A 12,167-nucleotide genomic window follows, 5' to 3' on the forward strand; every position below is an offset into this window, starting at 1 on the left:
CGGGGGACGGATCAGGTGCGTTCGAGGATCGCGGTCACGCCTTGGCCGCCGGCCGCGCAGACGGAGATCAGCCCGCGCCCGGGCCCATCGCGCTCCGCGAGCAGCTTGGCGAGGGTCGCGACGATGCGCGCCCCGGTCGCCGCGAAGGGATGCCCGGTCGCGAGGGACGAACCGGCCACGTTGAGCCGGTCCCGGTCCACCGGGGCGAGGCCGCGCTTCTCCCAGGCGGCCAGCGTCGCCAGCACCTGGGAGGCGAACGCCTCGTGGACCTCGACCAGATCGAAGTCCTCGATGCCGAGCCCGGCCCGCTCCAGCATCCGCGGGACGGCGTACGCGGGCGCCATCAGCAGCCCGTCCTCTCCCCCGCGGACATCGCCGCCGTCTCCGGCGAAGTCGACGGCCGCGGTCTCGTACGCGGTGAGGTACGCGAGCGGCTCGAACCCGCGCTCCCGCGCCCACTCCTCGCTCGCGAGCAGCACGGTCGCCGCGCCGTCCGTCAGGGGCGTCGAGTTCCCAGCGGTCATGGTGGGGTTCGGATCCTTCGTACCGAACACCGGCTTGAGCGCCGCCAGTTTCTCGACGGTCGTGCCGGGGCGGAGGTTCTGGTCCCGGGCGACGCCGCGGAACGGTACGACGAGGTCGTACAGCAGGCCCCTCTCGTACGCGGCGGCCAGCCGCTGGTGACTCGCCACGGCGAGCTCGTCCTGCGCCTCACGGGTGATTCCCCACGCGCGTGCCGTGACGGCCGCGTGCTCGCCCATCGACAGACCGGTGCGCGGCTCGGCGTTGCGGGGGATGTCGGGGACGAGGTGCCGGGGCCGGACACGGGCGAGCGCCTTCAGCCGCGCCCCCGCCGACCTGGCCCGCCGGGCCTCCAGAAGGATGCGGCGCAGCTCGTCGTTGACGCCGAGCGGTGCGTCGCTGGCGGTGTCCGCGCCGCCCGCGACCGCCGATTCGAGCTGCCCGAGCGTGATCTTGTTGGCGGCCGCGATGACGGCCTGGAGCCCGGTGCCGCATGCCTGCTGGATGTCGTACGCGGGGGTTCGCGGGTCGAGCCGGGAGCCCAGCACGGTCTCGCGGGCCAGGTTGAAGTCGCGGCTGTGCTTGAGGACGGCGCCCGCGACGAACTCGCCGACGGAGCCCGGCTGGTCGAGCCCGAAGCGGTCGGCGAGCCCGTCGACTGCGGCGGTGAGCATCTCCTGGTTGGAGGCCGTGGCATAGGGGCCGTCGGAGCGGGCGAAGGGGATACGGCTGCCGCCGATGACCGCCACGCGACGCGGCGTCGGCGGGAGCTGCGTACCCGGGCTGCGGGAATTTGCGGGTTGCGGGGGACCTGCGGGACTCATCTCGACCGGCACCTGACTCTTAAGTAACCTTACTCTGAAGTAAATTTACGATGATGCTGGGAGTTTGGACAATGGCCGACCGCTATCTGCAGTTCTCCCGTACCGCTCCCGGCCGTTTCCTCACCCGGCGCCTCGGTCTGCCCCAGCCCGCCGAACTGCACCGCTGGTCGGCCGAACGCCCTGCGCTGGAGGGGGCATTGCTGCACCTCACGGCGGGCGTCTCGCGCCTCGGGGGCTCGCTCGGCGAGGTGCTTGCCCGTACCGGTCTGGAGGTCCGGGCGGCCGCCGACCGTCCCGCCGCCGTCGTGCTCGACGCCACGGGTGTCGCAGACGTCGAGACGCTCGCCGAGGTTCATACGGCGCTGCACCCCGTGGCGCGCTCGGTCGCCGAGAGCGGCCGGGTCGTGGTGCTCGGGGCTCCGCTGGACCCGGCCGACCACCACCAGGCCGCCGTCCAGCAGGGACTCGAGGGGTTCGTACGGTCCCTCGGCAAGGAGATGGGGCGGGGGCGGACGGTTTCGCTCGTACGGATCGCGACCGAAGTCGAGGCCCGGGCCGGTGCCGACGCCGCCGAGTCGACGCTGCGTTTCCTGCTCTCCCCCAAGTCCGCTTTCGTGAGCGGTCAGGTGATCGAAGTGGGTGGTGGTGAGGTGACAGTGCCGGAGGACTGGGAACGGCCCCTCGCCGGGCGCACCGCCCTGGTCACCGGCGCCGCGCGCGGCATCGGCGAGGCGGTCGCCGAGACGCTGGCGCGGGACGGGGCGCGGGTCGTGTGCCTCGACATCCCCGCCGCACAGAGCGACCTGGAGAGGGTCGCGGACCGGCTCGGCGGGAGCGCGCTGCCGCTCGACATCACCACGGACGACGCGGGCGAGCGGATCGCGGCGGCGCTCCCCGACGGGCTCGACGTCCTCATCCACAACGCGGGGATCACACGCGACCGCAAGCTGGCCAACATGCCCGCCGAGCAGTGGAGCTCCGTCCTGGACGTCAACCTCGCGAGCGTGCTGCGTACGACGGACTCGCTGCTGAAGTCCGGGGCGCTGCGGAGGGGCGGACGGATCGTCGCCACCGCATCCATCGCCGGAATCGCCGGCAACGTCGGCCAGACCAACTACGCGGCGAGCAAGGCCGGCATCGTGGGCCTGGTGCGGGCGCTGGCGCCGCGGGCGGCGGCCGAGCACGGGGTGACGGTCAACGCCGTCGCCCCCGGGTTCATCGAGACGCGGATGACGGCCGCGGTTCCGCTGTTCATCCGGGAGGCGGGGCGGCGGATGAACTCCCTGGGGCAGGGCGGGCTTCCCGTCGATGTCGCCGAGACGACGGCGTGGTTCGCGAGTCCCGGGTCCGGGGGTGTGAACGGGCAGGTTGTGCGGGTTTGCGGGCAGAGCCTGTTGGGGGCGTAGGGCCTGGGCGCCCTGCATTGCGATGACCACAACAGCCCAAGGAGGCTTCGAACTTGCAGACTCTGACTCTTGCCGTGCCACCCTCGCTGCCTTCCGTTCTTGCCCGCGGTGCACTGTTGTCTCCCCTCAAGCGCGGGGCGCGGGCGGGTGATCGCGGGGTCGGTACGCGGCTTGTGCTGCGCGGGGTTCGGATCGACGGGGCGCGGCTCGCGGCGTATGAGCGGGTGTGCGGCTTCGCCGCCGGGCGGGATCAGGCCCTGCCGGTGACGTATCCGCACGTCCTCGGGTTTCCGCTCGCCATGCGGCTGATGGCCGCCCGTGACTTTCCGCTGCCGCTGCTCGGGCTCGTTCACACGTCGATCGAGATCGACCAGTGGCGCGCGCTCGGCCCGGCCGAGGAGTACGAACTCACCGTCTATGTCGATGGGTTGGTCCCGCACCGGCGCGGCACCGAGGCGAACGTGGTGACCGAGGTGCGGGTGGGCGGTGAGCTCGTATGGGAGTCGAGGAGCAGGTATCTGGCCCGGCACAGGACCGAGGCGGCCACCGCTCCCCGCGACCGGTCGTCCGAACCGGCGCGGAAGCCGCTGCCCGCCGTCGCCGAGTGGAAGCTCGGCGGGGATGTCGGCCGCCGCTACGGCGCCGCTTCCGGGGACCGCAACCCCATCCATCTGTACCCGCTCACCGCCCGCCTCTTCGGCTTCCCCCGGGCCATCGCCCACGGCATGTGGACCGTCGCGCGCTGCCTCGCGCAGCACGGCGTTCCCCAGGCGGCCCGCGTCCGCGCCGAGTTCAGGGCTCCGGTGCTGCTGCCCGGCACGGTGACGTATGCCGCCGAGGGAGCCGCCTTCGAGCTGCGCGGGCACGGTACGGGCGAGGACCGGATCCATGTCACGGGCGAGGTGCTGCCCCTGGACGGCCGGAGCTGAGGTTCAACCAGAGGCCGAGGTTCAGGCAGAAGCCGAGACAGAGGCAGGAGCAGGAGCCGGAACCTGAGCGGATCCTTCCGCCGGGGACCACGCCCGCCCCTCCATCAGGCCGCCCAGGCCCGCCCATGCGAAGTTCATCAGGGTCGCCGCGGCCTCCTTGGCGGAGACGTCCGGTGTGGCGTTCGCCCACGCGGCGAGCGACTCGGCGGCACCCACCAGGGCCTCGGCCAGGCCCGCGACCTCGCGCTCGGGCAGCGAGGGGTCACGGTGGGCCTCACGGGCGGCCACCGCGATCAACTGCGTGACCAGCGCGACGATTTCCTCCCGCATCGCGGCGGCCTCGGCCGCGAACGGCTCGCCGTGCGTACGCGCCTGGCGGTGCAGTACCGCCCAGCCGTCCGGGTTCTGCGCGGTGTGCGTGAAGAACGCGCGCAGCCCTCCCCAGAGCCGGCCGTCGGCGGGATCGTCGGGCCGGACCCCGGCGCGTACCGCCTCGATCAGGGCCCGGGCCTCACGCCGGATGCATGCCGTGAAGAGGTCTTCCTTGGAGTTCAGATACAGGTACACCAGCGGCTTGGAGACGCCCGCCAGGTCGGCGATCTCGTCCATGGACGCGGCCTGGTACCCGCGTTGCCCGAAGATCCGCACGGCGGCGTCCATCATCTGCTGCTCACGCACAGCACGCGGCATCCGCTTGTTCTTCACAGCACCCATACGGCTTAGCGTACGGTCCGTTCCAGCGCCCGCGGCTGAACGCGGCTGACGCCGGCAGGGTGCCGGGGAACTTCGGCGGATCACGGGTGGCTGGGTGCCGGTTCCCGTTCGTGTTGCGGCGCGTGGGCGTGCCGTGGCAGCAGGAGCGGGGTTGCCAGAAGGAGAAGACCGGCGATCGCGATCGCGGTGCGCGGCCCTGCGATGCCGGCCAGCAGGCCCCACAGCCCGGTCATGGCCGCGGTGGTCGCCTTGCCGGTGGCCGACCACGCGGACAGGGTGCGGGCGACTCGGTCGGCCCCCGTCTGTTCGAGCCGGTAGGTGGCGAACACCGGGTTGAACACGCCCGCGCAGGTGATCAGCCCGAACTCGACGGCCATGACGAGCACGAGCCCGGCGACGCCGGGGCGGACGAAGGCCAGCCCGAGCGACCAGCACGCGCGCAGTGCCCCGGTGGTGAGCATGACCTTGTGCTGCCCGAAGCGCGCGACGAGCGGGCGGGCCAGCCGTGAGCCGATCAGGCCGCCGAGGCAGGGCACCGCGAAGGCTAGGCCGTACTGCCAGGGCGCGAACCCGAGGTCGCCGAGCATGAGGACGGCGAGCAGCGGAGAGCTCGCCATGATCAGGCTGTTGACCAGGACGGTGTTGAAGAACAGCGGACGCAGCGCGGGGTTGGTCAGGATGTTCCGCCACCCGTCGAGGAGGTCGCCCGCCCGGAAGCGCGGCGGTGCACCGGGCGGTGTACCGGTTCGTGCGGGGCGCGGCTCCCTGCCGCCGATCGCGCGGATCCCCACTGCCGAGAGCAGGTAGCTCACCGCATCGGTCACCACGGTCATCACCGGCCCGAAGAGTCCGATCGCGGCTCCGCCGAGCGGCGGTCCGAGCACGGTGGCGGTCCAGGTCGTGGCCTCGAACCGCCCGTTCGCGACGAGCAGGTCCTGCGGTCGTACGAGTGCCTTCAGGCATGCGCCACTGGCCGCGGTGAAGGTGATGTCGGCCGCGGCGACGACGACCGAGACGACCAAGAGCTGGACGAAGCTGAGCCGGCCGAGCACGAACGCGGCGGGGATGCTCATCAACGCCGCGAACCGGACCAGGTCCATCGCGACCATCACCGGCCGCTTGCGGCGGAACTCCACCCACGGGCCGAGCGGCACCGACACCGCCGCACCCACCGCGAGCCCCGCGGCGGCCAGCGCCGCCACCTCCGTCGGCCCGGCGTGCAGCACCAGGATGGCGATCAAGGGGAACGCATCGAACGCGAGCCGCGTACCGAACGTGCTGACCGCGTACGCCGCCCACAGCCACCGGAACTGCCGCCCCAGCGACCGCCTGGCCCCCATGCGGAGCTTCCGCGCCGGCTAGCCCTGGGCCTGCCCCTGGGCGCGGGCCGCGTCGTCCGCGACGTCCTCCTGGCTGCGGTTGCTCTCCAGCGTGGCCTTGGCCCGGTCGACCCGCGCCACGATCTGCTCGGAGGCGCGGTCGCGCTGCTTGCGGAGGGCGATGAAGCTGATGGGCGCGGAGATCACCAGGGCGAGCAGGATGATCCACAGATCGTTGGAGCCGCCGAGTCCGCGCGGTGCGACGCCCGAGTAGACGAGGCCCCAGACGACCACGAAGCAACCCACGAAGATCCCGAGGCGCATCAGTGTGTAGCGGAGCATGTCATTCCACTCTTCCGTTCCGAACATTCCGAAATTGGGCGCTCCCCCAGTGAAGCACGCGGCCGGGAGTGCGCTGCCCGGGGGGTCATCCGCCGAGGGGCTCGGCCATCGAGTCGAGGAACTCAGCCGTCGAGGGGACCGGCTGTCGGCCCACCGTCCCGAGCGGCAGCAGCATCGTGATGTCGTCGCGGTCGTCGCCGGGCGCCACGCGGATGGCGCTGGGCACGCGTCCGACCTCCTTGTAGCCGCAGGAGCCGTAGAAGCGCTCGAGCCCCAGACCGCCGCGGCAGGTCAGCCGTATCGCCTCGATGCCCTCGAGACCGCGGGCCGCGTCCGCGGCGGCCGCCAGCAGGTCCCGTCCGTAGCCCTTGCCCTGGTGCCGCGGGTGCACCATCACCGTGTAGAGCCAGACCCAGTGCCGCATCAGCCGGTGAGTGTTGTACGTGAGGAACGCGGCCGCCGCGGCCTCGCCCGCCTCGTCGTGACCGACCAGGAGCCGGCTGCGCCCCTCGCTCATCGCGGCGAAATGCTTGACCAGCTCCGGACGTATCGCCTCGGCGGTCACGGGCGGCACGAAGCCGACGGCACCGCCGGCGTTGGACACGTCCATCCAGAGGGTGAGCAGTCCGTCGCGCAGGCCGGGCGTGATCGCGGGGTCGAGTTCGAAGGTGAGCGGCATGCGGCCGACCCTAACCGGCACCGCTGACAGCCGGGCCCGGCGTCTCGCGACGCGGACCGGGGCGCGGATCGGGGCGCGGATCGGGGCGCGGTCAGGGCACGGACCGTCGCGTGTCCAGGGCCGTCAGCCGAGTGCTCGCGCCGCCACCTTCAGGTCCGACACCAGCCCCTGGTACACCGCCTCGCGGTCGTCGGCGCGTAGCACCGCGGAGGGGTGGATCGTGGCGACCACGCGCGCGTGCCGCCCGTGGATCTCCTCCTCCAGCAGCATTCCGCGCTGCTTGGTGACCCGGAACGAAGAGCCGAGCAGCGCCTTGCCCGCCGTCGCACCGAGCACCACGATGATCTCGGGTTCCACGAGGGCCAGTTCGGCGGCCAGCCAGGGCCCGCACGCCGTCATCTCGCGCAGGCTGGGCGCCTTGTGGATACGGCGCTTGCCGCCGCCGGGGGGCTGGGTCCACTTGAAGTGCTTGACGGCGTTGGTGACGTAGGTCTGCGACGGGTCGATCCCCGCCTCGCCCAGGGCGCGGTCGAGCACCTTGCCGGCGGGCCCGACGAACGGCCGGCCCTGCCGGTCCTCCTGGTCGCCGGGCTGCTCACCGACGAGGAACACGCGCGCGTCGGTGTCCCCGGCGCCGAAGACGGTCTGGGTGGCGTCGCGGTGCAGCGGACAGCCGCGGCATTCGGCGGCCGCCTCGCGCAGGGCCTCCAGGCCACCGTCCTCGGGGAGGAACGGTTCCGCGGTGTACGCGTCCTCGGGGGCCGAGGCGGTACGAGTACGGGTACTCACGCGCGTCGGGTACCCCGCCCTTTGGGGCTAACCCCCGGGTCGCCGTTGTGGGCAGGCGTTCCGCAGGGCTGGGGGCACCGCCCAGCGGTAGCTGGGGGAGGGTGGGCAACAGCGGGGACGGCGCGGCTGGCCGCAGCGGCGGCGGAGGCGCCGAGGCGCCCCGCCTCAGACCCGCATCGGCTGCGGTGACTCCCGGCGCGCCGGATCCGGCCCCTCGTACTCGCGAATGATCTCGTACCGCGTGTTCCGCTCCACCGGCCGGAACCCCGCATCGCGGATCAGGTCCAGCAGATCCTCGCGCGTGAGCTTGTTCGGCGTGCCGTAGTTGTCCGCGTCGTGGGTGATCTTGTACTCGACGACCGAGCCGTCCATGTCGTCCGCGCCGTGCTGGAGGGCGAGCTGCGCGGTCTGGACGCCGTGCATGACCCAGAAGACCTTGACGTGCGGGACGTTGTCGAAGAGGAGGCGCGAGACCGCGAAGGTCTTCAGGGCCTCCGCGCCGGTCGCCATCGACGTACGGGCTTGAAGGCGGTTGCGGACCTTGCCGTCCTTCATGTCGACGAAGTCGTGCTGGTAGCGCAGCGGGATGAAGACCTGGAAGCCGCCGGTCTCGTCCTGCAGCTCACGCAGCCGCAGCACGTGGTCGACGCGGTGGCGCGGCTCCTCGATGTGCCCGTACAGCATCGTGCACGGGGTCTTCAGACCCTTCTCGTGCGCGAGCCGGTGGATGCGCGACCAGTCCTCCCAGTGGGTGCGGTGGTCGACGATGTGCTGCCGCACCTCCCAGTCGAAGATCTCCGCGCCGCCGCCGGTCAGCGACTCCAGACCGGCGTCGATCAGCTCGTCGAGGATCTCCGAGGCGGACAGCCCGGAGATCGTCTCGAAGTGGTGGATCTCCGTCGCCGTGAAGGCCTTCAGGGAGACGTTCGGCAGGGCCTTCTTCAGCTCGCTGAGCGAGCGCGGGTAGTACCGCCAGGGCAGGTTGGGGTGCAGGCCGTTGACGATGTGCAGCTCGGTGAGGTTCTCGTTCTCCATCGCCTTGGCGAGGCGGACGGCCTCCTCGATGCGCATCGTGTACGCGTCCTTCTCGCCCGGCTTGCGCTGGAACGAGCAGTAGGCGCACGACGCGGTGCACACGTTCGTCATGTTGAGGTGGCGGTTGACGTTGAAGTGCACGACGTCACCGTTCTTGCGGGTGCGCACCTCGTGGGCGAGACCACCGAGCCAGGCCAGGTCGTCCGACTCGTACAGCGCGATGCCGTCTTCGCGGGTCAGGCGCTCACCGGCCCGGACCTTCTCCTCCAGCTCGCGCTTCTGCCCCACGTCCATCCGGGCGCCTCCCATTGCCTGTACTGATCGAGCACTCAACCGTACTCCCCGCCGACTTCCGGGCCGCGGCACCCCCGTTGCCGCTCCGTGTCACACCTCTTCGGGTAGCTCCCCGACCCGGTTCTCCCACTTCGTGGAGAGCACGATCGTGGTACGCGTACGGGAGACGCCCTTGGTGCCGCTGAGCCGGCGGATGGTCTTCTCCAGGCCGTCCACGTCGTTGACCCGCACCTTGAGCATGAACGAGTCGTCGCCGGCGATGAACCAGCAGTCCTCGATCTCGGGCAGGTCCTTCAGCCGGCGGGCCACATCCTCGTGGTCGGCGGCATCGGAGAGCGAGATGCCGATGAGAGCCGTCACACCGAGGCCGAGGGATGCGGAGTTGACGGTCGCACGGTAGCCGGTGATGACGCCCGCGGCTTCGAGGCGGTTGATGCGATCGGTGACGCTGGGGCCGGAGAGCCCGACGAGCCGTCCCAGCTCGGCGTAGGAAGCCCTGCCGTTCTCCCGCAGGGCCTGGATGAGCTGCCTATCCACGGCGTCCATAGGTCCGAAGCCTTTCATTATTCAGCAGTCCCGCAAGTTTATGTGCAAAATCCAAGGCGCGCAGGGCGGACACCCTGTGAACCTTTCTCTACATCTCCTTGAGATGTCGGTACATGTCCCTGTCGACCAAAGCCGCCGACCAAAGGTGCCGACCAAAGGTGATCTTGCAGGAGCCGCCGGGCCCCCTCAAGGCACCGGACAAGAAACAACCCCCCGCGGCAGCAAGTCCCCGACCTGCCAGGACAGTCACAAGGCCCCTCCCGCTAGGCCCCCGTGTCCCGGCCACCTCCCCCGAGCTCCCCCTCCCAGCGGCGGTACAGCTGATGCGGCACCCCTGCCGCGTCCAGCACCCGGCCGGCGACGAAGTCCACCAGGTCCTGGATGTGCGTCGCCCCGGCGTAGAACGCCGGTGAGGCGGGCAACACGATCGCGCCCGCGTCGTCGAGCGCCACCAGATGCCGCAGCGTCTGACCGTTCAGCGGTGTCTCCCGCACCGCGACGACCAGCCTGCGTCCCTCCTTGAGCGTCACGCTCGCCGCGCGCTGCAGCAGGTCCTTCGACAGACCGAGCGCGACTCCGGCCACGCACGCCGTGGACGCGGGCACGATGATCATGCCCTTCGCCGGATACGACCCGGAGGACGGGCCGGCTGCGAGATCGCCGGCGGCCCAGTACCGCATGTCGCCCAGGTCGGGGCCAGGTCCGCCGGAATGTGGTCCGCCCGCCGATCCCGGCCGGAAGGGATACGGCTTCCCGTCGGCCCCACGCGCCAGCCATTCCCGCAGGTCGTCTTGCCAGTGCGCATCCCGGAACGCGATGCCGGTCTCGTCAAGGAGCGTCAGCCGCGACGCCCGCGACACCACCAGGTCCACGCTCTCGCCCGCCGCGAGCAGCGCGCGAAGCACGGCGGCGGCGTACGGCGTGCCGGATGCGCCGGACACCCCGACGATCCAGGGCCGACGCTGCGCGCTCACCGCGCCTTCCCCCTGTCCTTGTGCTGGGCGACCATCCTGACGGGAACTCACGCACCGAGCCTATCCGGCGCCCGGAACACCGGAACGAGGGCGGGGTGGCCGGAACCCTGACGGCGGTGCCGTGCGTTGTGCCAGGCAGAGGAGGGGGACGCCGATGTCGTACGAATTCACACAGCCGGCCCAGGTGCCGGAGCCTTCGCGGCGCGTGCGCGCCAAGGCCGCGGGAACCCTGGTGCTGGGCTGGGTGGCACTGCTGTGGCTGCTGGAGATCGTCGATACGGCGAGCGGCCACGCGCTGGACACCTTCGGCATCACCCCGCGGCACATAGGCGAGCTGCGCGACATCGTGCCCGCCGCGTTCCTGCACTTCGGCTTCGACCACCTGGCGGCCAACAGCCTGCCGCTGCTGGTGCTCGGCTTCCTCGCGGCCCTCTCGGGCATACGACGCTTCGTCGGCGTCGCCGCCCTGATCATCGTGACAAGCGGTCTGGGTGTCTGGCTGACGGCGCCGCCGTACTCGACGACCGCGGGCGCCTCGGGCGTCGTGTTCGGCCTCTTCGGCTATCTGCTGGTACGGGGCTTCGTGGACCGCCGTATCAGCGACATCCTCATAGGCCTGCTGGTCGCCGCGGTCTACGGCTCGATCCTGTGGGGCGTACTGCCCTCGGCGACGGGCGTGAGCTGGCAGGCCCACTTCTTCGGGCTGCTGGGCGGCGTGCTCGCGGCGATCGTGTTCCGCCGCCCGCGTGCGGTGGAGCGGGCGGAAGGGGCGGGCACCGGCCGCCTCATACCGTAGGCGGCAGGCCCGCCGGGCCTCACACCGTGAGGTCCCGGCGCCTCACACCGAGAGGCCGCGCACCAGCAGGTCCAGGAGCGCGCAGACGAACAGGGCGATGCCGATGAACCCGTTGACGCTGAAGAACGCCCGGTTCAGGCGGGACAGGTCGTTCGGTCGCGCGATGGAGTGCTCGTAGAGGAAGGCACCCGCGACGATCAGCAGACCGAGCCAGAGGAACGCGCCGCCGTCCGTGGCGAGGGCGTACCAGACGAACAGCGCCGTGGTGACGAGGTGGCAGCCGCGCGCGCCCCACATGGCGGCCGGGATGCCGAAGCGGGCCGGGACCGACTTCACGCCGATCTCACGGTCCGTCTCGACGTCCTGGCAGGCGTAGATCAGGTCGAAGCCGCCGATCCAGATGCCGACCGCGAGACCGAGGATCACGGCCTCCCAGGACCACTCGCCGGTGATCGCGATCCAGGCGCCGACCGGGCCCATGGCCTGGGCGAGTCCGAGGATCGCCTGCGGGAAGTTCGTGAACCGCTTGCCGTACGGATAGACCACCATCGGGATGACGGCGATCGGCGCGAGGGCCAGGCAGAGCGGGTTGAGCAGGGCGGCCGCGCCGAGGAAGAACACGAGCGCGATCAGCGCGCCGGTCCAGGCGGACTTCACCGACACGGCGCCGGTGACGAGTTCGCGGTGCGCAGTGCGCGGGTTACGGGCGTCGATCTCGCGGTCGATGATCCGGTTGGCGGCCATCGCGAAGGTGCGCAGGCCGACCATGGCGATGGTGACGAGGAGCAGCCGCCCCCAGTGGATGTCGCCGTCGAGCCGGAACATCGCGGTGAGCGAGGCGATATAGGCGAAGGGGAGCGCGAAGACCGAGTGCTCGATCATGACGAGGCGGAGGAACGCCTTGGTCCTGCCCGGCTGCGGAATCGCGGCGGATGCGCTGCTCACAGGCCGTACCCCGGCTCACCATCGGTGCCGCGGGGGTGTCCCGCCTCCGCGCT

The 12,167-nt window shown here is 71.3% G+C and carries 13 protein-coding genes; 3 read left to right on the top strand and 10 right to left on the bottom strand.

The genetic code is table 11. The annotated features are described in order from the left end of the window. Window positions 1–11: 11 nt before the first annotated feature. Entirely contained in the window at window positions 12–1,346 is a 1,335-nt protein-coding gene (locus ABT009_RS15510; protein WP_351293738.1) for an acetyl-CoA C-acetyltransferase, read from the bottom strand. A 71-nt stretch (window positions 1,347–1,417) separates the two neighbouring features. Here ABT009_RS15510 and ABT009_RS15515 point away from each other — a divergent pair, with 71 nt between their 5' ends. Both ABT009_RS15515 and ABT009_RS15520 read left to right on the top strand, forming a co-directional pair. Continuing rightward, window positions 1,418–2,752 (top strand): 3-oxoacyl-ACP reductase, encoded by a 1,335-nt coding sequence (locus ABT009_RS15515; protein ID WP_351293741.1) that lies wholly within the window; start codon window positions 1,418–1,420, stop codon window positions 2,750–2,752. Between the two features lie 53 nt (window positions 2,753–2,805). Beyond that, window positions 2,806–3,681, top strand: coding sequence for a MaoC family dehydratase (locus ABT009_RS15520; RefSeq protein ID WP_351293744.1), 876 nt, complete (start codon window positions 2,806–2,808; stop codon window positions 3,679–3,681). 21 nt (window positions 3,682–3,702) lie between these two features. Here ABT009_RS15520 and ABT009_RS15525 read toward each other — a convergent pair whose 3' ends face one another. The 8 genes from ABT009_RS15525 to ABT009_RS15560 form a co-directional block, all read right to left on the bottom strand. Next, window positions 3,703–4,395, bottom strand: coding sequence for a TetR/AcrR family transcriptional regulator (locus ABT009_RS15525; protein WP_351293747.1), 693 nt, complete (start codon window positions 4,393–4,395; stop codon window positions 3,703–3,705). 80 nt (window positions 4,396–4,475) lie between these two features. After that, window positions 4,476–5,735 (bottom strand): MFS transporter, encoded by a 1,260-nt coding sequence (locus tag ABT009_RS15530; protein ID WP_351293750.1) that lies wholly within the window; start codon window positions 5,733–5,735, stop codon window positions 4,476–4,478. An 18-nt stretch (window positions 5,736–5,753) separates the two neighbouring features. Then, window positions 5,754–6,056, bottom strand: a complete 303-nt coding sequence (locus ABT009_RS15535; protein ID WP_351293753.1) for a DUF4229 domain-containing protein — start codon at window positions 6,054–6,056, stop codon at window positions 5,754–5,756. 85 nt (window positions 6,057–6,141) lie between these two features. Continuing rightward, complete coding sequence (locus ABT009_RS15540) at window positions 6,142–6,735, bottom strand: GNAT family N-acetyltransferase (RefSeq protein ID WP_351293756.1); 594 nt, start codon at window positions 6,733–6,735, stop codon at window positions 6,142–6,144. Window positions 6,736–6,858: 123 nt separating this feature from the next. Next, a complete protein-coding gene (locus ABT009_RS15545) occupies window positions 6,859–7,524 on the bottom strand; it encodes a UdgX family uracil-DNA binding protein (protein ID WP_351293759.1) in 666 nt (221 codons plus the stop codon). Window positions 7,525–7,689: 165 nt separating this feature from the next. Then, window positions 7,690–8,853 (bottom strand): aminofutalosine synthase MqnE, encoded by a 1,164-nt coding sequence (mqnE, locus tag ABT009_RS15550; protein ID WP_351293762.1) that lies wholly within the window; start codon window positions 8,851–8,853, stop codon window positions 7,690–7,692. 90 nt (window positions 8,854–8,943) lie between these two features. Beyond that, window positions 8,944–9,399 (bottom strand): Lrp/AsnC family transcriptional regulator, encoded by a 456-nt coding sequence (locus ABT009_RS15555; protein ID WP_351293765.1) that lies wholly within the window; start codon window positions 9,397–9,399, stop codon window positions 8,944–8,946. 263 nt (window positions 9,400–9,662) lie between these two features. Beyond that, entirely contained in the window at window positions 9,663–10,373 is a 711-nt protein-coding gene (locus ABT009_RS15560) for a UbiX family flavin prenyltransferase (RefSeq protein ID WP_351293768.1), read from the bottom strand. 154 nt (window positions 10,374–10,527) lie between these two features. On the opposite strand from ABT009_RS15560, the gene ABT009_RS15565 reads away from it, so the two are divergent. Next, the gene (locus ABT009_RS15565) at window positions 10,528–11,169 is read left to right on the top strand and encodes a rhomboid family intramembrane serine protease (RefSeq protein WP_351293771.1); all 642 of its coding nucleotides are present in this window, start codon (window positions 10,528–10,530) and stop codon (window positions 11,167–11,169) included. A gap of 42 nt (window positions 11,170–11,211) precedes the next feature. On the opposite strand, the gene mqnP is transcribed toward ABT009_RS15565, so the two are convergent. After that, window positions 11,212–12,114, bottom strand: coding sequence for a menaquinone biosynthesis prenyltransferase MqnP (mqnP, locus tag ABT009_RS15570; protein ID WP_351293774.1), 903 nt, complete (start codon window positions 12,112–12,114; stop codon window positions 11,212–11,214). Window positions 12,115–12,167 lie beyond the last annotated feature (53 nt).

Origin of the sequence: Streptomyces sp. NPDC002896, from assembly GCF_040295225.1 — a bacterium.
In the GTDB taxonomy this organism is placed as follows: Bacteria; Actinomycetota; Actinomycetes; order Streptomycetales; family Streptomycetaceae; genus Streptomyces.

What these genes read in the sequence shown, in the direction of transcription:
- ABT009_RS15515 (WP_351293741.1), top strand. Translation starts at nt 1,418, where the DNA reads ATGGCCGACCGCTATCTGCAGTTCTCCCGTACCGCTCCCGGCCGTTTC.
- ABT009_RS15530 (WP_351293750.1), bottom strand. Translation starts at nt 5,735, where the DNA reads ATGGGGGCCAGGCGGTCGCTGGGGCGGCAGTTCCGGTGGCTGTGGGCG.
- ABT009_RS15510 (WP_351293738.1), bottom strand. Translation starts at nt 1,346, where the DNA reads ATGAGTCCCGCAGGTCCCCCGCAACCCGCAAATTCCCGCAGCCCGGGT.
- ABT009_RS15540 (WP_351293756.1), bottom strand. Translation starts at nt 6,735, where the DNA reads ATGCCGCTCACCTTCGAACTCGACCCCGCGATCACGCCCGGCCTGCGC.
- ABT009_RS15555 (WP_351293765.1), bottom strand. Translation starts at nt 9,399, where the DNA reads ATGGACGCCGTGGATAGGCAGCTCATCCAGGCCCTGCGGGAGAACGGC.
- mqnE (WP_351293762.1), bottom strand. Translation starts at nt 8,853, where the DNA reads ATGGACGTGGGGCAGAAGCGCGAGCTGGAGGAGAAGGTCCGGGCCGGT.
- ABT009_RS15565 (WP_351293771.1), top strand. Translation starts at nt 10,528, where the DNA reads ATGTCGTACGAATTCACACAGCCGGCCCAGGTGCCGGAGCCTTCGCGG.
- ABT009_RS15525 (WP_351293747.1), bottom strand. Translation starts at nt 4,395, where the DNA reads ATGGGTGCTGTGAAGAACAAGCGGATGCCGCGTGCTGTGCGTGAGCAG.
- ABT009_RS15535 (WP_351293753.1), bottom strand. Translation starts at nt 6,056, where the DNA reads ATGCTCCGCTACACACTGATGCGCCTCGGGATCTTCGTGGGTTGCTTC.